This is a genomic window from Cupriavidus sp. (genome assembly GCF_057315035.1).
The window spans coordinates 97,996-118,236 of sequence record NZ_DBHKYV010000005.1 but is presented as its reverse complement, the minus strand read 5'-3'; the positions used below and the strand labels follow the sequence as shown (position 1 = coordinate 118,236).

The following is a 20,241-nucleotide window of genomic DNA, read 5'->3' as shown; positions in this document are numbered from 1 at the left end:
GCATGCCCGCGCGGCAGGCGACATGAAAGACTCATGAGCGCCGGATAAGCCGCAATAATTCATAATTATGGATAAGCGAGACCGTCGCAAGCAGTTTCGATGCTGCATAGCGGCATCTGTCCGGGGCCGTGGCGCGCACGCGTCAAGCCGGCATTCGTTCGCTGATGGGGATTAGCCGAGCGTTACTTGGAGAGGTGCGGCGGACAATCTCCCTGCCTCCCACAGAGAGATTGCCCGCGCGTGAAAGAACCGCATTGGGTATTGTCATCGGCGCCAGGCCAGATGTGCCGGGCGCATGCGGGTCAGATCATTTGCTGGCGCTGGCCCTGCGCCTACCCCGTTCAAGCATCCATCGAGGGATGCGGATTTTCCCGTGCCTTTCCCGTTCGGCTTGTGGTTCTTGCCGCGGCATCCGCGCCTCGTCGGGCGCTCCTCCCAGGTGATACCGCGTTGGACAGAAACTTGGGCTGTCCCGACCCTTCTTGTAACGCGCTTAATAGCGAGGACCGTGCCAAGCGCCATAAGCCATTGATTTGATTGGGGCGGACGATTCGAGACTTGTTACAGAAATCGAGTCATGTAACAGGATGTTTCTTCGTCGTTACGACTTCAGTTACGCTGCCACTCATATCTGATGCGGCCGACAGCTCGATTTGTGCGCGTTGCACCATGCAGCAATGCGAGAATGTGTGGCCCGGCGCACGAAACCATCGTGCCAACTGGTTGCAAAAATGAAACTGGCGCAGCAGACCGGAAAACAGCGGCAATAGGCAATACACCGGAGAGGTCAATTGATGAACTGGGAAGAACAAACCACGCCGACGGCCAGCCCCTCGGCGGCTGCTGACGCCACGCCGCGTCGCCTGGCCTTTGCTTTCACGGGCTCGGGGTCCGAGTATTTCAGGATCTGGATCGTCAACACATTACTGACGATCGTCACGCTCGGCGTCTATTCCGCATGGGCCAAGGTGCGTACGCTGCAATATTTCTATCGCAGCACGCAGCTCGATGGCGCAACGTTCGATTACCACGGCAATGCGAAAGCCATCCTCAAGGGACGTGCAATCGTTTTCATGCTGGTCATGGTCTACCAGCTGGCCGCACAGTTTTCCGCGGCACTGGGACTCGTGCTGGCCTTGGCGCTGGCCGTCGCGTTTCCGTTCCTGCTGGTGCGATCGCTGCGCTTTCGCATGGCCAATTCCAGCTATCGCGGACTGCGCTTCGCTTTCACTGGCGCTGACCGCGACGGCTATTCGGTGTTCCTGCTCTGGCCGATCCTGACGGCACTGTCGCTTTACCTGCTGGCGCCGTCCGCGCACCAGCGACTCAAGCGCTACCAGCACAACAACACGCGCTTCGGTACCGCACCATTCGCATTCGATGCCACGGTCGGCGCGTTCTATCGGGTCTACCTGCTGACGGCTGTCGTGGTACTGGTCTTCCTGGTTGGGGGCGGGCTGCTCGGTGGCGGTATGGCCGCGTCGGTGGGCGATTCCCGGGCGGCGATCGGACTGGTCATGGGCCTGATGGTCATTGGCACGTTTGCCGGCCTGATGCTGATCGGCCCATTCTTCCAGGCCCGCATGCAGAACCTGGTCTGGAACCATACGACGCTGGCGCCGCACAGCTTCCGTAGTGAAGTGAAGGCCGGCCGCCTGCTCCTGATCACCATCACCAACCTCGTGTTGACCGCGTTGACACTGGGCCTGTTCTATCCGTTTGCGCGCGTGCGCTCGGCGCGCTACCGCGTGCAAGCCATGACGATGCTTGCGGTCGGTCAGCTCGATGAGTTCGTAGCGGGCGAACAGCAGCAGGTCGGAGCGCTTGGCGATGCGGCGGTCGACTGGTACGACATCGATATCGCGCTATAGCTATAAGAACAAGACGAGATAACGGATCGCCATGGTCGCCGCGCAATTTTTCGATACGCGCTCGTCGCGTGCCCATCCAGTCGTGCTGATCGTTGATGATGGGCAGGCGGTCCTGCGTGACGCCGGCGGTGAAGAGTTGCGCCGCGCACCGCTGGCGTCGCTGCGTGTCTCCGAACGCATCAAGCGCGGACCGCGCCTGGTGACGTTCGCCGATGGCGCCTATTGCGAGATCACGGACCACGCCGCGTTCGACGCCATGCTGGCCGCCACGGGCCATCGCGAAGGCTGGGTGGCACGTGCCCAGAACAGCTGGCGGCTGGCCGGCTTCTCGCTGCTGGGGCTGGTGGTGTTCGTGGTGTTCTCGTATTACTACCTGCTGCCATGGACCGCGGCGGTGGTTGCACGCACGATACCGGCGTCGATCGAACTGCAGTTGGGCCGCGCCACGCTCGACAGTCTCGACCATGGCCTGGTCAAGCCAAGCAGGCTGCCCGAGGCCGAGCAGCAACGCATCCGCGACAACTTCGCAGCGCTGCGTCGCCCCGCCGATCCGGGTCACGACTACCGGATCCTGTTCCGCCAGGGCGATCGCATCGGCGCCAATGCCCTGGCGCTGCCGGGCGGCACCATTGTCGTCACCGACGAACTCGTGAAACTGGTGGGAACCGGCACGGGCATGATGGGCGTGCTGGCGCACGAGGCCGGCCATGTGACACAGCGCCATGGCCTGCAGCAGATCTTCCAGGCGTCCGCGGTGGGAGCACTGGCGGCGTACTTCCTTGGCGATATCTCGTCGATGCTCGCCACGGTGCCGGCCGCGATGCTCTCGCTACGCTATTCCCGCGATCACGAGCGCGAGGCCGATGCCTTTGCAGTGGAAGTGCTGCGCGACAACCGCTTGCCGGTGTCGGCATTCGCGGACGCGCTACAACAGCTGGAAGTCGCGCATGGAGGCGGCCGGAGGCAGGCCGCCAACGATGACGAAGAGGAAGGATTCTTCTCGACACATCCGCTGACGAAGCAGCGGATCGAGGCGATCAGGTCCAGCGGGAGCTAAACCAGCTACCGCGCGGCCCCTGCCGCCGCCCCATTCGCCTGCCTGCGATACGCCCATACCAGCATCAGCACGCCGATCAGGATCATCGGCAGGCTCAGCCATTGGCCCATCGACAACCGCAGCGCCAGCAAGCCCAGGAAGGTGTCCGGCTCGCGCGCGAATTCGGCCAGGAAGCGGAATGCACCATAGCCAATCAGGAATACGCCCGACACCGCGCCCATCGGCCGCGGCTTGCGCGAGAACAGCCACAGGATGATGAACAGCGCCACGCCCTCGCCCGCAAACTGGTACAGCTGCGACGGATGACGCGGAATGTTGTCGCCAGCCTGCGGGAAGATCATGCCCCACGGCAGGTCGGTCGGACGCCCCCAAAGTTCGCCATTGATGAAGTTGCCGATGCGACCGGCAGCCAGGCCGCACGGAATCATTGGTGCGATGAAGTCGGTGACCTCCATCCAATGGCGTCGCCGTACCTTGGCAAATACCCACATCGCCACCAGCACGCCCAGGAAGCCGCCATGGAACGCCATGCCGCCCTCCCAGACCTTGAAGATCTCGAGCGGGTGGGTCAGGTAGTAGCTGGGCTTGTAGAACAGCACGTAGCCAAGCCGGCCACCCAGGATCACGCCGAGCACGCCGTAGAACAGCATGTCGTCGAGGTCGCGCGACACCCAGCCGCGTGCCGCGATATGCGGTTGCTTGATGCGCAGGCGTCCAAACCACAGGAACATGATGAAACCGGCCAGGTACATCAAGCCATACCAGCGGATGGCCAGTGGGCCCAGGTGAATGGCAACCGGGTCGAATTGCGGATGAACGAGCATGGCGTTACGAAAAGGGTCGATAGGTTGAGCGCACGACGGGAGTCGCTATGCCGTTATGCCACGGTTGTACGTCAGCCCGATGGCGCCGGCACGTTCCATGGCGATGTCGATAAAGGATTGCAGGACCGGTGCCACACCGGCCGCGCCCTCGCGCCAGACCAGCCCCGTTTCGATTTCCGGGGCCGTATCGCGCAGCGCTAGGTAGGACACGCCAGTGCGTCGCAGGTTGCATAGCGACGCAGGCACCAGTGCCACGCCCATGCCCGCCGACACCAGGCTCACAATGGTCTGCATCTGGATGGCCTCCTGGGCAATCACCGGCGTCAGGCCGTCGCGTGCGTAATAGGCCGTAATGATGTCATAAAACGCTGGCGCACTTCGGCGCGGGAAGATGATAAGCGGCTCGTGCGCGGCATCGCGCAGCGAGATCGATGCCGGCACCACGCTGCTGCCGGGCGGCTGCCAGCCCTCGGGCACGGCCAGCACCAGCGGTTCGCGCACCAGTGGCAGGTACGAGACCCCATGCGGCAGTACCGCCAGTTGGGGCCGGATGACCAGCCCCGCGTCGATCGTGCCGTCGACCAGCGCATCGAGCTGGACATCGCTGGTGGCCTCGCGCAATTGCAGCTGGACTTCCGGATGCCGGGCACGAAAACGCCGCAGCAGTTCAGGCAGGATGCCGTAGTCGGCGGTGCTGACAAAGGCGAGCGCCAGCGATCCCACCTCGCCACGCGCCAGCCGCTGGGCCAGTCCGGGTAGCGCCGCCGCGTCGGCCAGCACGCGCCGCACTTCGGGCAGCCACTGCTGCCCCGCGGGGGTCAGCATGACCGACCGCCGCGTGCGGACGAACAACTGGACACCAATTTCCTCTTCCAGCGCCTGGATCTGTTGCGACAGCGGCGGCTGCGTCATCGCCAGCCGTTGCGCGGCCCGGCCGAAGTGCAATTCCTCGGCCACCGTGACGAAGTAGCGCAGTTGACGCAGGTCCAAGGTATTCGACCTCCACTGATATGTTTTTCGACTCAATAACGCTCGAATAATATATTTGACTCCCTAAAACGCAAAGCGCATGCTCTTCCGCACAACAAAGACATCCCCCGGAGAGACTCCCATGGCTTACAACAAGCGTTCCCAGCACATCACGCAAGGCGTGGCGCGCTCCCCCAACCGTTCGATGTACTACGCGCTGGGCTACAAGAAGGAAGACTTCGACAAGCCGATGGTGGGCATTGCCAACGGCCACTCGACCATCACGCCCTGCAATGCGGGCCTGCAGCGCCTGGCCGATGCCGCCGTGGACGCCATCAAGGCAGCGGACGCCAACCCGCAGATCTTCGGCACGCCGACCATTTCCGACGGCATGTCGATGGGTACCGAGGGCATGAAGTACTCGCTGATCTCGCGTGAAGTGATTGCCGACTGCATCGAGACCGCCGCGCAGGGCCAGTGGATGGACGGGGTGGTCGTGATCGGTGGCTGCGACAAGAACATGCCGGGCGGCATGATCGCGCTGGCGCGCACCAACGTGCCGGGCATCTACGTCTATGGCGGCACCATCCGGCCGGGCAACTGGAAGGGCAAGGACCTGACCATCGTTTCCTCGTTCGAGGCCGTGGGCGAATTCACTGCCGGCCGCATGAGCCAGGAAGATTTCGAGGGCGTGGAGAAGAACGCGTGTCCGAGCACCGGCTCGTGCGGCGGCATGTACACGGCCAACACGATGAGTTCGTCGTTCGAGGCACTCGGGATGTCGCTGCTGTATTCGTCGACCATGGCCAACCCGGATCAGGAGAAGGTCGACAGCGCCGCCGAATCGGCCCGCGTGCTGGTGGAAGCGATCAAGAAGGACATCAAGCCGCGCGACATCATCACGCGCAAATCGATCGAAAACGCCGTGTCGCTGATCATGGCCACGGGCGGTTCCACCAATGCGGTGCTGCATTACCTGGCCATCGCCCACTCGGCCGAAGTGGAATGGACCATCGATGATTTCGAGCGCATTCGCCTGCGTGTGCCGGTGATCTGCAACCTCAAGCCATCGGGCGATTACGTGGCCACCGACCTGCACCGCGCGGGCGGCATTCCGCAGGTCATGAAGATCCTGCTCAATGCCGGCCTGCTGCACGGCGATTGCCTGACCATCACGGGCCGTACGCTGGCCGAGGAACTCGAACACGTACCTGACCAGCCGCGCGCCGATCAGGACGTGATCATGCCGCTGGACCGTGCACTGTACAAGCAAGGGCACCTGGCCATCCTGAAGGGCAACCTGGCCGAAGAAGGCGCGGTGGCCAAGATCACGGGCCTGAAGAACCCGGTCATCACGGGCCCGGCGCGCGTGTTCGAGGATGAGTCGAGTGCCATGGAAGCGATCCTGGCCGATAAGATCCAGGCCGGCGACATTCTCGTGCTGCGTTACCTGGGGCCGAAGGGTGGCCCGGGCATGCCGGAAATGCTGGCGCCGACGTCGGCCATCATCGGCAAGGGCCTTGGCGAATCGGTGGGCTTCATCACGGACGGACGCTTCTCCGGTGGCACCTGGGGCATGGTGGTCGGACACGTCGCGCCGGAAGCCCATGTGGGCGGCACCATCGCCCTGGTACAGGAAGGTGACTCGATCACGATCGATGCGCATCAACTGATGTTGCAGTTGAACGTATCCGATGAAGAGCTGGCAAAGCGACGCGCCAACTGGAAGCAGCCGGCACCGCGCTATACGCGTGGCGTACTGGCAAAGTTCGCAAAGCTGGCCTCGACGGCAAGCAAGGGCGCGGTTACTGATTGAGTTGGTGTGCTCCCCTCTCCCGCACGGCGGGAGAGGGGTTGGGGGAGAGGGCAATGCGGTTCTGCTTGCCACATGTCGCAATTTGAACTGCTGCCCTCTCCCCCGCCCCTCTCCCATTTCATGGGAGAGGGGAGAAAACACTCGGCACTCGGTCGTTTTTTACATCCCGCCCGGATCTCTTTCGATTTCTTCCAGCGTGGCGTCGAGCCACTCCACCAGTCTTGCCTCCAGCGCCTGGGTCAGCTCGCTGGCCAGTTGCGCGGTCAGCGGCGCCAGCCGCGCCTGCAGCGTGGCTTCGGTATGGGCCTCCACCACCTGCGGCCATTCGGTGCGGAAGCGCATCATCACGCGCGTCAGCAACTCCGTACGCACCGCCCGCAGATCGTCTTCTCCGGGGATAAACGGCGCCGGATCCACCATGGTGGAGGACGACTCCGGCCCCACCTCGATATCCCCTACCGCGGTCACCAGGCCCGACTCAGGCATGTCGGCGGTATCGATGACCGTGGCATGGTGCCGTGCCGGCTCGTACGCGGTGTCGGGCAACTCCACCACCTCAGTCAGCAACGGCACGCTGTCATTGGGCCCCAGCCGCGGAATCACCCGCGATGTCGTGCGTTCGCTCATGCCGATTCTCCTTTGGCCTGCCCGATGTCGTGGTGCGTGAGCGGATAGCCACGCTCACGATAGAAACGATAACGTTCGCGACCCGCGTCGCGCGCGTCGGCCGAACCGCCGACCACTTCGATCAACCGTTCGAAACTCGCAAACTGCGGTGGTGCTTCAGGTGCGATGTTGACCAGCAACTGGTGATGCGGCACGCCTTCCAGCGTAGCGGCCAGAATGATCGGCGTCACCGCCGCATTGGGGTTGTCGAGCCCGCAATGCGGCAGGAAGTCGAGCGGAGAGAACGACCACAGCCGCGCGTCCAGTTGCGACAGTTGCTGCGGCGCGCCGAACACCACCACCTTCTGCCCCGCCCCATAGGCCTTGCGAACCAGGCGGCAGACATAGGCCAGCGTGTCCGGCACGTTGCTGTGGAAGTCGATACGCGTCATTTCCGGCTACCTTCCCCGACCGCTTACGACGCGCGGTCCATCAGGAACTGCGTCAGCAACGGCACCGGACGCCCCGTGGCGCCCTTGGCCGCGCCACTCTTCCAGGCAGTACCGGCGATATCGAGGTGGGCCCAGTCGTACTTCTCGGTGTAGCGCGCCAGGAAGCAGGCCGCGGTCACGCTGCCGGCCGGACGGCCGCCGATATTGGCCATATCGGCGAAGTTGGACTTGAGCTGGTCCTGGTACTCGTCGTCCAGCGGCAGGCGCCAGGCGGTATCCATGGCCTTGCGGCCGGCATCGAGCAACTGGTCCGCCAGCAGGTCGCTGCGCGCGTACAGGCCGCTGTTCACATGGCCCAGGGCGATGATGCAGGCGCCGGTCAGCGTGGCCACGTCGACCACGGCAGCCGGCTTGAAGCGCTCCACATAGGTCAGCGCATCGCACAGGATCAGGCGGCCTTCGGCGTCCGTGTTCAGGATCTCGATGGTCTGGCCGGACATGCTTACCACCACGTCGCCCGGCTTGGTGGCGTTGCCGGCCGGCATGTTCTCGCAGGTCGGTACCACGGCGATCACGTTGAGCTTCAGGCCCATCTCGGCCACGGCCTGGATCGAGCCCAGCACCGACGCGGCGCCGCACATGTCGTACTTCATTTCGTCCATGCCCTCGCCCGGCTTCAGCGAGATACCACCGGTATCGAACGTGATGCCCTTGCCCACCAGCACCACGGGCGCCTGCTTGGCGCTGCCGCCGTCATAGCGCAGTACGATGAACTGCGGCGGCTCGACGCTGCCCTTGGTCACGGCCAGGAACGCGCCCATATTGAGCGCCTCGATCTGCTTGCGGCCCAGGATCTCGGCCTTGAGCTTGTGGCGCTTGGCAATGCCGCGCGCCACATTGGCCAGGTAGGTCGGCGTGCAGATGTTCGACGGCAGGTTGCCCAGGTCGCGCGTCAGTTCCATGCCGTTGGCGATCGCCGTACCGCGCACCACGGCCTGGGTGGCCGCCTTGGCGTCGTTGGCATCCACAGCCAGCACGATCTTGCGCAGCGACGGCTTGTCGGCCGCGGCGCCCTTCGGCGCGCGCTTGAGTTCCGGATGGCGTTCCAGCAGGCGGTAGCCGGCGTCGCGCACGATCGAGATCGTGGTGATGACCGCCCAGGCCACGTCGCGCTGCAGCGGCGGCTGCTGAGCCAGGCACCAGAGAGCCGTCGCGGCGCGCGTGGCGCCGAGGGCACGCATGGCGGTGCGTACGGCCTCGGCAAACGCCTTGTCGGTAAATTCGGCTTCCTTGCCCAGTCCCACCAGCAACACGCGGGCGGCACCGATGCCGGCCACTTCATGCAGCATCAGCTGGCTGCCGCGCTTGCCTTCGAAGTCGCCCTGCTTGACCAGGCGCGCCACCAGCCCCTTGGTGGCTACGTCCAGTGCCTTGGCCACGCCGGCCAGGTTCTGGCCCTCGAACAGCCCAACCACGAGGCAGTCGGTCTTCGTGGCCAGGAAACCATTTTGGCCGGCTTTGCTCAGATCCAGGGCTTTTGTGCTAAATTCCATCGCGCTTCCTTCCAGGGGCTCGTCGAAAAGAAAGCCCCTATTATCCGCGATTTTCATCCGCGATCTGCCGCCACCGATCCTGCAAGCTGACAGCCCGCGGTCCTGCCAGTCCCTCGGCCCCGGTATATCGCCCGCTCCGGCCGGAAGCCGGAAGCGATTGGTGCATGATTTTTCAACAAGCCCTGCGACGCGAACTCGCCTACACCGCCGGTGCGGTGTTCCTGGTGATGCTGACGTTCATGCTGACGTCGCTCGTGATCCGCATCCTGGGCATGGCCGCCAACGGCAAGGCCAGCCCCAATGACGTGCTGATGCTGATCGGCCTGGCCACGATCGGCTATCTGTCGATCCTGCTGTCGGCCACGCTGTTCATCTCGACGCTGATTGTCCTGACCCGCTGGTACAAGGACTCGGAGATGGTGGTCTGGTTCTCCGCCGGCATCTCGCTGCGCGACCTGGTCAAGCCGGTGATGCAGTTCGCCACGCCGTTCTTCATCATGGCGCTGCTGCTGGGCACGTTCGCCTGGCCGTGGGCCAACCAGCAGAGCGCATTGTTCCGCGACCGCTTCCAGCAGCGCGGCGTGCTGTCGATGATCGCCTCGGGCCGATTCATCGAGCCTGCCAACGGCAACTACGTGCTGTTCATCGAAGGCATCGACGCCGACATGAAGCATGCCCGCAATGTTTTTGTTGCAAACTCCGAGGCGGGCAAGATCGGCGTGGCGCTGTCGCACCAGGGTCAGTTCGAGACGCAACCGAATGGCGACCGCCTCGTGGTGATGGAAAACGGCCGGCGCTACGCGGGCGTACCGGGTCAGCTTAACTATCGGATTCTCGAATTCGATAAATATGCGGTCAAGGTCGACAACAAGCCACCCGAGACCGAAGCCGACCTGCCGGCCAAGAACCGCGACACGCTGGACCTGATCCGCAACCCCACGCGTGACAATCTTGGCGAGCTGCTCTGGCGCATCTCGCTGCCGATCCTGGCATTCAACTTCGTGATGATTGCGATCCCGCTGGCGTACGTGAACCCGCGTCTGGGCCGCTATACGCCGCTGGTATTTGCCGTGCTGATCTACCTGACCTACAGCAACCTGATCAACCTGGCCCAGGCCTGGGTGCGCTCGGGGTCGCTTTCGTTCTGGATGGCACTCTGGCCGATCCATTTGATCGTGTTCGTGTGTGCGCTGATGATGTTCCGCTATCGCCAGAACCGCAGCCTGGGTGGGTGGCGCGCCGTGTTCGGCCTGAAACGCAAGGCCAACGGGGGCAAGCCATGAGGGTGCTGGCAGTCTATGAGCGCTACTTCGCGCGCCTGATCTACGGTGTCTTCGCGTTTATCCTGTTCGCGGTGCTGGCGCTGTTCGTGTTCTTCGACATGCTCAGTGAACTCGAAAGCGTGCAAGGCGGCTATACGTCGCTGGTGGCGTTCTTCCACGTCATGCTGCAGGCACCGACCCGCATCTACGAGGTGCTTCCGATCGCGGTGCTGATCAGCGCGATCTATGTGTTTTCGCAGCTGGCCAGCCAGTCCGAGTTCACGATTTTCCGCGTGGCGGGACTGAATACGCGCCAGGCACTGTTTTCGCTGTTCAAGCTCGCGGTGCCGCTGGCCCTCACGACGTTCATCTTCGGCGAGTTCATCGGCCCGGCGGCCGAGCAATATGCGCAGAAGATCAAGCTGGAAGCGATTGGCGCGACGGTGTCGTCGGGTTTCCGCTCGGGCGTCTGGGTCAAGGACCGCGACCGCGATCCAACGCCTGGTGCATCGGGTGAGATCACGCGGTTCGTCAATGTGCAGGGCCTGAAGGCCGACCAGTCGATCAGTGGCATCACGATCTACGAATTCAACAGCGACTACCAGTTGCGTGTGATTCGCGTGGCCAAGGAGGGCCGCTATCAGGGCGGGCAGCAATGGCAGCTCAATGATGTAAGCGAAACCCGCTTTATCGAACTGCGTGACGGCAAATCGGTGGCACAGGCAGGCCAGCCGCCTGCTTCGCGTGACGCGCTGGCGCCGGACTTCCGCGCCGAGCAGGTGACGTTCCCGAACATGGTGATGCACTCCGAGTTGACGCCACAAATCCTGTCGGTGCTGCTGGTCACGCCGGAGCGGATGTCGACACTGGACCTGTTCCGCTATATCCGCCACCTGCGCGACAACAAGCAGGACACGCAGCGCTACGAGATTGCATTCTGGAAGAAGGTGGTCTACCCGCTGACGCTGTTCGTGATGGTCGCGCTGGCCCTGCCGTTCGCCTACCTGCACGCGCGCGCCGGCGCGGTGGGCGTGAAGGTGTTCGGCGGCATCATGCTGGGCCTGTCGTTCCATCTGTCCAACACGCTGTTCTCGCACGTTGGCCTGCTGCATACCTGGCCGCCTATCGTCTCGGCGCTGGTACCCGGAACGCTTTACCTGACCGTTGCGCTTTCGGCGCTGCGCTGGGTTGACCGTCACTGACCATGCACGCACGCCAGGGACTGATCCTGTTTGGCCACGGCGCGCGCGATGCGCGCTGGCGCGAACCGTTCGACCGGCTGCATGCCAAGCTGTCGGCGCTGCTGCCCGATTGCGCGGTAAGACTGGCGTTCCTGGAGTTGATGACGCCTTCGCTGGCGGATTCCATCGACGAACTGGCTGGCGCCGGCGTGGCTGCAATCACCGTGGTGCCAGTGTTCTTTGGCCAGGGCGGGCACCTGCGGCGCGATTTTCCGGTGCTGGTCGAGGAATGCCGGGCGAAGCACCCTTCGGTCGAGATTCGCGCTTCCTCAGCGGTTGGTGAAGTGGATAGCGTGCTCGATGCCATCGCGGCATATTGCACGCTGGCCCTCTCCCCCGGCCCCTCTCCCGCAAGCGGGCGAGGGGAGCAAACCACCGGTTAGCAACGCAAGAACAAAAAAGGCCAGAGCGAACTCTGGCCTTTTTGTTTCCGGTCGACGAACCTCAGGCGGCGCGTTCCGCTTCCACGATTTCGGTCGCCCGGGTTCCCAACGCCTCGCCGATCATCAGCAGGCTTGGTTGCACCGGGTCCATCCAGCGCGCAGCTTCGCCGGCCGCCATCTGGCGCAGCGTGAACTGCTGGCTGCGCTGCTTCGAGGTGGTTGCCGCTTCCACCACCCAGGCAGGGGTTGAAGCCGGCTTGCCGCGAGCAATCAGCTGTGCGGCGATATTCGCCGCCTGGTCGCGTCCCATGTAGTAGACGATCGTGTCGGCCTTGACGTCTGCCTCCACGTCCACCGCATCGGCGGCCTTGGCCTGTGTGGCAAAGGCCACGCTGCGCGACACGCCACGCTTGGTCAGCGGCCGTGCAATCGCGCTGGCAGCGGCCAGCGCCGCGGTGATGCCGGGCACCACTTCGTATTCGATGCCAGCGGCTTCCAGCGCCTGCAACTCCTCGTCGGCACGGCCGAACAGCATCGGGTCGCCGCCCTTCAGGCGCACCACGCGTTCGTGCTTGGTGGCCAGGTCCACGATCTGGCGATTGATGAACAGCTGCGCGGTGGAACGCTGCCCGCAGCGCTTGCCCACTTCGATCAGTTCGGCCTGGGGACACCAGGCCAGCATCTCGGGAGACACCAGCGCATCGTGCAGCACGACCTGGGCCTCGCCCAGCAGTCGTGCACCACGCACCGTAATGAGGTCAGCCGCACCAGGACCTGCACCAATCAGGTACACCTTGCCCATCGACTTTCCCTTTTGCGAGTTCATCTGCATCACCGTTACGCTTGCTGTCCACGCCGGACCATATCAGGCATACGCACGGATCATGCCCGCCGCCACCGTATGATTGGTGGCTTCGTCGATCAGCACGAATGCGCCCGTGGCCGGGTTATCGCCATAGGTATCGCACACGATCGGCTTCTGCAGCGAGATCTGTACCGAACCAATGTCGTTCAGGTTGATCTCGTGGCGACCGGTCTCGTGCGACAGCGTATGCACGTCGAGCACGCGATCCACCGACGACACGCGTGCGAACACGCTGGCCGTGGTGTGCTTGAGCACGTACTTGCGCGACGGGTTCAGCGATTCATCGTCAAACCAGCACAGGTCGGCGGTCAGCTTCTTGGCCGACGTGGCCGTGGCATCGGCCGCCACGAACATATCACCGCGTGACACATCGACATCTTCGGCCAGGCGCACGGTCACCGTGTCGCCGGCATTGGCCGAATCGGACGAGCCGTTCGGCGTCAGCACCTCGGCCACCACGGCATCACGGTTGGCGGGCAGCACGCGCAGCTTCTGGCCCACGCGTACGGTACCGGCTTCCACACGGCCAGCGTAGCCACGGAAGTCGTCGGCTGCGGAACCGTCCTGGCGCACCACGAGTTGCACCGGGAAGCGCAACGCGGCATCGCCTTCCGGCGCCGGATCTTCCACCGGCAGCGCTTCCAGCAGCGGCAACAGCGGCTCGCCCTGATACCACGGCATTGCATCGCTGGCATGCACGATGTTGTCGCCGCGCAGCGCCGAGACCGGCACGTACGTCACGTCCTTGAGGCCCAGTTGCGTGGCCAGCTCGGTGTAGGCGGTGCGGATCTCGTTGAAACGCTGTTCGCTGTAGTCGACCAGGTCCATCTTGTTCACGGCAACGATCACGTGCTGCAGTTCCAGCAGCTTCAGGATTGCCGAGTGACGCTTGGTCTGGGCCAGCAGTTCGGCGCGGCCATCGGTCACCGTCACGCGCGTGGCATCGACCAGCACGATCGCGGCGTGGGCCGTCGAGGCGCCCGTCACCATGTTGCGCGTGTACTGTTCGTGGCCCGGCGTATCGGCAATGATGAACTTGCGCTGCGCGGTCGAGAAATAGCGGTACGCCACGTCGATCGTGATGCCCTGCTCGCGTTCGGCTTCGAGGCCATCGGTCAGCAGCGAGAAATCGATCTGCTCGCCGGCCGTGCGCTTGTTCTTGGCATTGGCCAGCGCGGTCAGCTGGTCGGACAACACGGCCTTGCTGTCGAACAGCAGACGGCCGATCAGCGTGCTCTTGCCATCATCGACGGAACCGGCCGTGATGAAACGCAGCAGACCCTGATGTTGAGATTGGTGCGACATATGATCTTTCCTGTTCTTTACCTGGCGTCCGGTGTTAGAAGTAGCCTTCCTTCTTTCGGCGTTCCATCGATGCTTCGCTGGTCTGGTCGTCCATGCGCGTGGCGCCACGCTCGGTGATCTCGGTCACCGCGGTCTCGGCGATGATCTCCACCGGCGACGCCGCGACACTGGCCACGGGGCACGTGCAGCTGATATCGCCCACGGTACGGAAGCGGACCGACAGGACTTCGCTGACATCGCCATCCTGCTTCGGCGTGATCGGCGTTACCGGCACCAGCAGGCCGTTCTTGCGCACCACTTCGCGTTGGTGTGCGTAGTAGATCGGCGGCAGCGCCAGGTTTTCGCGGGCGATGTACTGCCACACGTCGAGCTCGGTCCAGTTCGAGATCGGGAACACGCGCATCTGCTCGCCTTGCGCCATGCGCGCGTTGTACAGGCTCCACAGCTCGGGGCGCTGTGCCTTGGGATCCCATTGGCCGAATTCGTCGCGGAACGAGAAGATGCGTTCCTTGGCGCGCGCCTTCTCTTCGTCACGACGGGCACCGCCCATCAGCGCATCGAACTTGTGGGCCTCGATGGTTTCCAGCAGCGTCACCGCTTGCGCGGCGTTACGCGAATCGGTTTCCTTGCGCAGGCGCACGGTACCGCGCTTGATCGAATCTTCCACGTGACCCACCACCAGGCGCGCGCCGAGTTCGGCCACGCGCTGGTCGCGGAACGTGATCACTTCCGGATAGTTGTGGCCGGTGTCGATATGAACCAGCGGGAACGGCAGCTCCACCTTGCGCTCGCCCAGGCGGAATGCCTTGAGCGCCAGGTGCAGCATGACGATCGAATCCTTGCCGCCCGAAAACAGCAGCGCCGGGTTGCGGCACTCGGCCACCACCTCGCGGATGATGTAGATCGATTCGGCTTCGAGCCGGTCGAGGTGGTCGTTCTGGACCTGGAGCAGGTGTTCCACGTTGGCGGTGACGCCTGCTTCTGCGATGTCGTTCATGATGCCCATGTCGTTCTGGCCTCAGTTATTCTGTTCAGTGCTTGATGTTCTGCTCGTGGAGGCCGCACTCTTTCGAGTCCTTGCTCTCCCACCACCAACGGCCCGCGCGTACGTCTTCGCCAGCCTTCACGGCCCGCGTACACGGCTCGCAGCCAATGCTGGGGTAGCCCTTGGCGTGCAGCGCGTTGACCGGTACGTTGTGGCGCTCCAGGTAGGCCCACACCTCGGCCTCGGTCCAGTCCGCGAGCGGATTGAACTTGGGAATGCCACGCGCTTCGTCGAGTTCTTCGAACGGCAGTTCGGCGCGCGTCACGGCCTGCTCGCGGCGCTGGCCCGTCATCCATGCATCGGCGTGCGACAGCGCGCGGTTCAGCGGCTCCACCTTGCGGATGCCGCAGCAGCTCTTGCGCAGGTCGACGCTGTCATAGAACGCGTTCAGGCCGTTATTGCGCAGGTAGTTATCCACCGCTTCCTGATCGGGCGTGAACTGCTCGATGGTGTAGCCATAGTGCGCTTCCACCTGGTCCAGCACGGCCAGCGTCTCGGCATGCAGGCGACCCGTGTTCAGCGTGAACACGCGCACGCCGGTACGCACCGCGTCGCCGCCGCGCAGGATCGCGTCGGTCAGCACCATGTCTTCGGCAGCCAGGCTCGTGGCAAAGCGAGCACGAAAAAAGCGTGCCGCAATGCCGGACAGACGTTCGGCCAGCGCGCGCTCCTTGGCTTCGAGCGCCTCCACCGAGCCCGTGTAGACCGGCTTCGTCCACAGCGCTGGGGGGCGCAGCGACGATACCGATCCGTCGACGACGGGGATCTCGGAAATCACGGCGCTCATGCCGTGCCTTGCGTCGTGACGTCGGCGCGTGCGCGACGGAACAACGGCAGCGGTTCGTCCACCGACGCCTGGTAGGCCACCGTGAATTCGGTGAAGCCCTTCAGTGCATCGTCGATGTTCTTGTCCGCACGCACCGCGAATGCGTCGAAGCCGCAGCGCTTCATGAAGTTCAGCTGGTCGCGCAGCACGTCGCCGATGGCGCGCAGCTGCCCGGCCCAGTGGTAGCGCGTGCGCAGCAGATAGGCCGACGAGAAGCCGCGGCCATCGCGGAACACCGGGAAGTCCACCGCCACCAGCGAAACCTGCTCGAGCAACGCCTCGACGTCGCCCGGTTCGTCCTCGGGAGCCAGCCACACGCCGGTGATGGCCTTGTCGCGGCCGGCCAGCAGGGCCGCGTTGGCCTTCCATGCCGACAGCGGGAACAGCACCGCGGCGCTGCCCTGGGCCGCAGCCGCGATGGCGGCTTCGTCAAGCGGTTGCGCTTCGGTTGCGCGCAGCACGGTCCAGTTGTCTTCCACGATCACCGGACGGAATTGGCCCGCGTCGTCGCGTTGCAGTTGAATGATCTTTGCCATGTTCAGTCTCTCCGTTCCTCAGGCTTCGGCGCGTTCTTCACGTTGCTTGTCGGCATACACGCGTTCCTTGAACGGGGCGATACCAATACGTGCAAACGTTTCGATGAAGCGCTCGTCGCCGGCGCGGTTGGCCACGAAAGTGTCGATGATGCGCGACACCACCTCGGGCATTTCGTCGGCGCTGAACGACGGGCCGATGACCTTGCCGATGGCCGAGTCGTTGCCCTGGGCACCGCCCAGCGTGACCTGGTACCACTCGGAGCCGTCCTTGTCGACGCCAAGCACGCCGATATTGCCAACGTGGTGATGACCGCATGCGTTGATGCAGCCGGAGATGTTCAGCGAGATCTCGCCAAGGTCATGGACGTAGTCGAGATCGTCGAAACGCTCCTGGATGCCGAGCGCGATCGGAATCGACTTGGCATTTGCCAGCGAGCAGAAGTCGCCGCCCGGGCAGGCGATGATGTCGGTCAGCAGGCCGATATTGGCCGTGGCCAGGCCAGCCTTCTTGGCTTCTTCCCAAAGCGCGAACAGGTCGTGCTTCTTGACGTCGGGCAGCACCAGGTTCTGCTCGTGCGCAACGCGCAGTTCGCCATAACCAAAGCGGTCGGCCAGGTCGGCCACGGTATCCATCTGCTCGGCCGTGGCGTCACCCGGGGGCGACACGGGACCAGGCTTGGTCGACAGTGTGACCGAGGCGTAGCCCGGCACCTTGTGGGCGCGCACACTGCGGCTCACCCAGCGTGCGAACGCCTTGTTTTCCAGCAGGTGCTTCTCGAACGAGGCGTCGGTATCGGCCAGCTTGTCATAGGCGGGCGGCTGGAAGTACTGCGCCACGCGATCGAACTCGACCTGCGTCAGCGTGCCCGGGCCGTCCTTGCTGTGCTGCCACTCTTCTTCCACTTCGGCGGCAAACTTCTCGGCGCCGATGGCCTTCACCAGGATCTTGATGCGGGCCTTGTACTTGTTGTCGCGACGACCGTAGCGGTTGTACACGCGGATGGCCGACTCCACGTAGGTCAGCATGTGCTGCCACGGCAGGTCTTCCTTGATGATGGTGCCCAGGATCGGCGTGCGGCCCAGGCCACCGCCGGCCAGGATACGCAGGCGCGTTTCGCCCTCCGCGTTCTGGTACGCGTAGATGCCGATATCGTGCATCTGCACCACGGCGCGGTCGTCCTTGGTTGCCGAAATGGCGATCTTGAACTTGCGCGGCAGGAACGCGAATTCGGGCTGGAACGTGCTCCACTGGCGCAGCAGTTCGGCCAGCACGCGCGGGTCCACCGATTCGTCCGGCGTCACGCCGGCAAACTGGTCGGTGGTGATGTTGCGCACGCAGTTGCCCGAGGTCTGGATGCCGTGCATTTCCACGCTGGCCAGGTCGGCGAGCACGTCAGGCACGCGCTCGAGATCCATCCAGTTGTACTGGATGTTCTGGCGCGTCGAGAAGTGGCCATAGCCGCGGTCGTACTCGCGCGCGATATGGGCCAGCATGCGCAGCTGCTTCGAAGCCAGCAGGCCGTACGGAATGGCCACGCGCAGCATGTAGGCGTGCCGCTGCATGTACAGGCCGTTCTGCAGGCGCAGCGGCAGGAATTCTTCCTCGGTCAGTTCGTCGGACAGGCGGCGACGCACCTGGTCGCGGAATTGTGCGACACGTTCCTGGACAATGCGCTGGTCGTATTGATCGTACTGATACATGGTGTGGGTCCGTTCAGTATTCGTTGAATGCTTAGGAAACGAGTTTGATGGCGACTAAAGTCAACGTGGTCGCCAGTGCGGCGCGCACGAGCCGTTCGGGCAGCGCCCGCGACAGTTGCGCACCGAGCCAGATGCCGGGGATCGAGCCCACCAGCAGCGCCAGCAACAGATTCCAGTCGACGGTACCGAGCCACACGTGGCCCAGACCAGCCACGGCCGTGAGGGGCACGGCATAGGCGATATCGGTGCCAGCCACTTCGGCCGGCTTCATATGGGGATACAGCAGCAGGATCAGCGTCGCGCCCACGGCGCCGGCACCAATCGACGATACGGTCACGAGCACGCCGATCACGGCGCCGACCACCACCGTTGCCACCACCTGCGCGCGGCCTTCGAGCTGGAAGCGCGGGTTGCGTTCCAGCCACGCCAGCATCTGCTTGCGGAACAGCAGCGACAGCACCGTCAGCAGCACCGACACGCCGATCGTCAGGCGGATCGCATGGAGCCATTGCGCATTGAGCTCACCGGCGCTCTTGAGCACCAGGATCGCGGCCAGCGCGGCGGGCAGGCTACCGATGCACAGCCGGCGCACCACCTGCCACTGCACATGGCCGTGCGCGCGATGCGCGATGGTGCCGAAGCCCTTGGTGATCGCGGCGAACGCCAGGTCGGTGCCAACCGCCGTGGCCGGCGAGAAGCCGAACAGCAGCGTCAGCAGCGGCGTCATGAGCGAACCCCCGCCAACCCCGGTCAGACCGACCAGGAGACCTACCAGCAAACCGGAAACGGTATAGGCGAGGGACATTCGGGGGTTTCTCGACTGCGCCTTGCTCCGGTGGTGCCGGCTCCACCTTTTCAGGCTGGGCGCGGACGCAATGCGGGCAGGCGAACGTTTAACAAAGTTCGAGAATCGTAATAAACTCGCCTCATATCTCAAACTAATAAGAAGTTGTTTGTTTATACGAGCGAAGTTATATGAATCTCCACCAGTTTCGCTTCGTGCGTGAGGCCGTCCGTCAGAACTTCAACCTGACCGAGGCCGCAAAAGCGCTCTATACATCACAACCGGGTGTTTCCAAGGCCATTATCGAGCTCGAGGAAGAACTGGGTGTCGATATCTTCACCCGTCATGGCAAGCGAATCCGCAGCCTGACCGAACCTGGCCGCCGCATCCTGACATCGGTCGAGAAGATCCTGCAGGAGGTGGAAAGCCTGAAGCGGGTCGGCAAGGACTACGCTGCGCAGGATCAAGGCAACTTCACGATTGCCACGACCCACACGCAGGCTCGCTATGCCCTGCCGCGCGTGATTGGCGAGTTCACCAAGCGTTACCCGAAGGTGCGGCTGTCGATCCAGCAGGGCAATCCGGCGCAGATTGCCGACATGATCCTGCATGACCAGGCCGACCTGGGCATCGCCACCGAGGGTATTTCAGGCGACAAGAGCCTGGTGTCGTTGCCGGGCTACCAGTGGCAGCATATGGTGATTACGCCACCCGATCACCCGCTACTGGAAAAGAAGCACCTGACGCTGGAAGACCTGGCCACCTTTCCGCTGATCACCTATGACGTGAACTTCGCGGGCCGGCCCAAGATCGACAAGGCCTTCGAGTTGCGCCAGCTCCAGCCGGACATCGTGCTGGAGGCCATCGATGCCGACGTGATCAAGACCTACGTGGAAATCGGCCTTGGTGTCGGCATCGTGGCCGGCCTGGCTTATGATCCCGAGCGCGACCGCAACCTGCGCGGCCTGCCGGCCGGCCATCTGTTCGGCACCAACGTCACCCACCTCGCTGTCAAGCAAGGCGCGTATCTGCGCAGCTTTGTCTATACATTTATCGAACTGTTCTCGCCGACGCTGAACCGCAAGCTTGTGGAACAGGCCATGTCCGGCGACCACGAGGCTTACGAACTGTAAGCCACGTGGCCC

Annotated in this window: 19 protein-coding genes; 7 read left to right on the top strand and 12 right to left on the bottom strand. The window is 63.7% G+C overall.

What is annotated here, in order from left to right:
• Window positions 1-794 precede the first annotated feature (794 nt).
• Window positions 795-1,871 (top strand): DUF898 family protein, encoded by a 1,077-nt coding sequence (locus ACO550_RS10430; protein WP_315592704.1) that lies wholly within the window; start codon window positions 795-797, stop codon window positions 1,869-1,871.
• Window positions 1,872-1,902: 31 nt separating this feature from the next.
• Window positions 1,903-2,928, top strand: coding sequence for a M48 family metalloprotease (locus tag ACO550_RS10425; protein WP_315592705.1), 1,026 nt, complete (start codon window positions 1,903-1,905; stop codon window positions 2,926-2,928).
• A gap of 5 nt (window positions 2,929-2,933) precedes the next feature.
• Here the strand turns inward: ACO550_RS10425 and lgt are convergent, their stop codons facing one another.
• Window positions 2,934-3,752 (bottom strand): prolipoprotein diacylglyceryl transferase, encoded by an 819-nt coding sequence (gene lgt, locus ACO550_RS10420; protein WP_315592706.1) that lies wholly within the window; start codon window positions 3,750-3,752, stop codon window positions 2,934-2,936.
• Between the two features lie 45 nt (window positions 3,753-3,797).
• Window positions 3,798-4,742, bottom strand: a complete 945-nt coding sequence (locus ACO550_RS10415; RefSeq protein WP_315592707.1) for a LysR substrate-binding domain-containing protein — start codon at window positions 4,740-4,742, stop codon at window positions 3,798-3,800.
• A gap of 121 nt (window positions 4,743-4,863) precedes the next feature.
• Here ACO550_RS10415 and ilvD point away from each other — a divergent pair, with 121 nt between their 5' ends.
• Entirely contained in the window at window positions 4,864-6,537 is a 1,674-nt protein-coding gene (gene ilvD / locus ACO550_RS10410; RefSeq protein WP_315592708.1) for a dihydroxy-acid dehydratase, read from the top strand.
• A gap of 159 nt (window positions 6,538-6,696) precedes the next feature.
• Here the strand turns inward: ilvD and ACO550_RS10405 are convergent, their stop codons facing one another.
• Genes ACO550_RS10405 through ACO550_RS10395 form a run of 3 tightly spaced genes read right to left on the bottom strand, consistent with a single transcriptional unit; the run spans window position 6,697 to window position 9,148 of the window.
• Window positions 6,697-7,164 carry a hypothetical protein gene (locus ACO550_RS10405; RefSeq protein ID WP_315592709.1) on the bottom strand — a complete coding sequence of 156 codons (468 nt, stop codon included), beginning with the start codon at window positions 7,162-7,164 and terminating at the stop codon, window positions 6,697-6,699.
• Window positions 7,161-7,595: a DNA polymerase III subunit chi gene (locus ACO550_RS10400; RefSeq protein ID WP_315592710.1), complete on the bottom strand. Its 435-nt coding sequence runs from the start codon at window positions 7,593-7,595 to the stop codon at window positions 7,161-7,163. The genes ACO550_RS10405 and ACO550_RS10400 overlap by 4 nt, the downstream gene beginning before the upstream one ends.
• A 23-nt stretch (window positions 7,596-7,618) precedes the next feature.
• Window positions 7,619-9,148 carry a leucyl aminopeptidase gene (locus tag ACO550_RS10395; protein WP_315592711.1) on the bottom strand — a complete coding sequence of 510 codons (1,530 nt, stop codon included), beginning with the start codon at window positions 9,146-9,148 and terminating at the stop codon, window positions 7,619-7,621.
• A 164-nt stretch (window positions 9,149-9,312) separates the two neighbouring features.
• Here ACO550_RS10395 and lptF point away from each other — a divergent pair, with 164 nt between their 5' ends.
• The 3 genes from lptF to ACO550_RS10380 are packed head-to-tail and all read left to right on the top strand — an operon-like array spanning window position 9,313 to window position 12,034.
• On the top strand, window positions 9,313-10,431 hold the full coding sequence (gene lptF / locus ACO550_RS10390; protein WP_315592712.1) for an LPS export ABC transporter permease LptF: 1,119 nt from the start codon (window positions 9,313-9,315) through the stop codon (window positions 10,429-10,431).
• Window positions 10,428-11,612: an LPS export ABC transporter permease LptG gene (gene lptG / locus ACO550_RS10385; protein ID WP_315592713.1), complete on the top strand. Its 1,185-nt coding sequence runs from the start codon at window positions 10,428-10,430 to the stop codon at window positions 11,610-11,612. Before lptF ends, lptG begins: the two co-directional genes overlap by 4 nt.
• A gap of 2 nt (window positions 11,613-11,614) precedes the next feature.
• Window positions 11,615-12,034 (top strand): CbiX/SirB N-terminal domain-containing protein, encoded by a 420-nt coding sequence (locus tag ACO550_RS10380; protein ID WP_315592714.1) that lies wholly within the window; start codon window positions 11,615-11,617, stop codon window positions 12,032-12,034.
• A gap of 61 nt (window positions 12,035-12,095) precedes the next feature.
• Here ACO550_RS10380 and cobA read toward each other — a convergent pair whose 3' ends face one another.
• Genes cobA through ACO550_RS10345 form a run of 7 tightly spaced genes read right to left on the bottom strand, consistent with a single transcriptional unit; the run spans window position 12,096 to window position 19,117 of the window.
• Window positions 12,096-12,860: a uroporphyrinogen-III C-methyltransferase gene (cobA, locus tag ACO550_RS10375; RefSeq protein WP_315592715.1), complete on the bottom strand. Its 765-nt coding sequence runs from the start codon at window positions 12,858-12,860 to the stop codon at window positions 12,096-12,098.
• Between the two features lie 39 nt (window positions 12,861-12,899).
• Window positions 12,900-14,204 carry a GTP-binding protein gene (locus ACO550_RS10370; protein ID WP_315592716.1) on the bottom strand — a complete coding sequence of 435 codons (1,305 nt, stop codon included), beginning with the start codon at window positions 14,202-14,204 and terminating at the stop codon, window positions 12,900-12,902.
• A 34-nt stretch (window positions 14,205-14,238) separates the two neighbouring features.
• On the bottom strand, window positions 14,239-15,210 hold the full coding sequence (gene cysD / locus ACO550_RS10365) for a sulfate adenylyltransferase subunit CysD (protein WP_315592717.1): 972 nt from the start codon (window positions 15,208-15,210) through the stop codon (window positions 14,239-14,241).
• 25 nt (window positions 15,211-15,235) lie between these two features.
• Window positions 15,236-16,036, bottom strand: coding sequence for a phosphoadenylyl-sulfate reductase (locus ACO550_RS10360; RefSeq protein WP_315592718.1), 801 nt, complete (start codon window positions 16,034-16,036; stop codon window positions 15,236-15,238).
• Window positions 16,033-16,611: a DUF934 domain-containing protein gene (locus tag ACO550_RS10355; protein WP_315592719.1), complete on the bottom strand. Its 579-nt coding sequence runs from the start codon at window positions 16,609-16,611 to the stop codon at window positions 16,033-16,035. Before ACO550_RS10355 ends, ACO550_RS10360 begins: the two co-directional genes overlap by 4 nt.
• An 18-nt stretch (window positions 16,612-16,629) precedes the next feature.
• A complete protein-coding gene (locus tag ACO550_RS10350; RefSeq protein WP_315592720.1) occupies window positions 16,630-18,312 on the bottom strand; it encodes a nitrite/sulfite reductase in 1,683 nt (560 codons plus the stop codon).
• A 31-nt stretch (window positions 18,313-18,343) separates the two neighbouring features.
• Complete coding sequence (locus tag ACO550_RS10345) at window positions 18,344-19,117, bottom strand: TSUP family transporter (RefSeq protein WP_315592721.1); 774 nt, start codon at window positions 19,115-19,117, stop codon at window positions 18,344-18,346.
• 170 nt (window positions 19,118-19,287) lie between these two features.
• Here ACO550_RS10345 and ACO550_RS10340 point away from each other — a divergent pair, with 170 nt between their 5' ends.
• Window positions 19,288-20,229 (top strand): CysB family HTH-type transcriptional regulator, encoded by a 942-nt coding sequence (locus tag ACO550_RS10340; protein ID WP_315592722.1) that lies wholly within the window; start codon window positions 19,288-19,290, stop codon window positions 20,227-20,229.
• The last annotated feature ends 12 nt before the right edge of the window (window positions 20,230-20,241 follow it).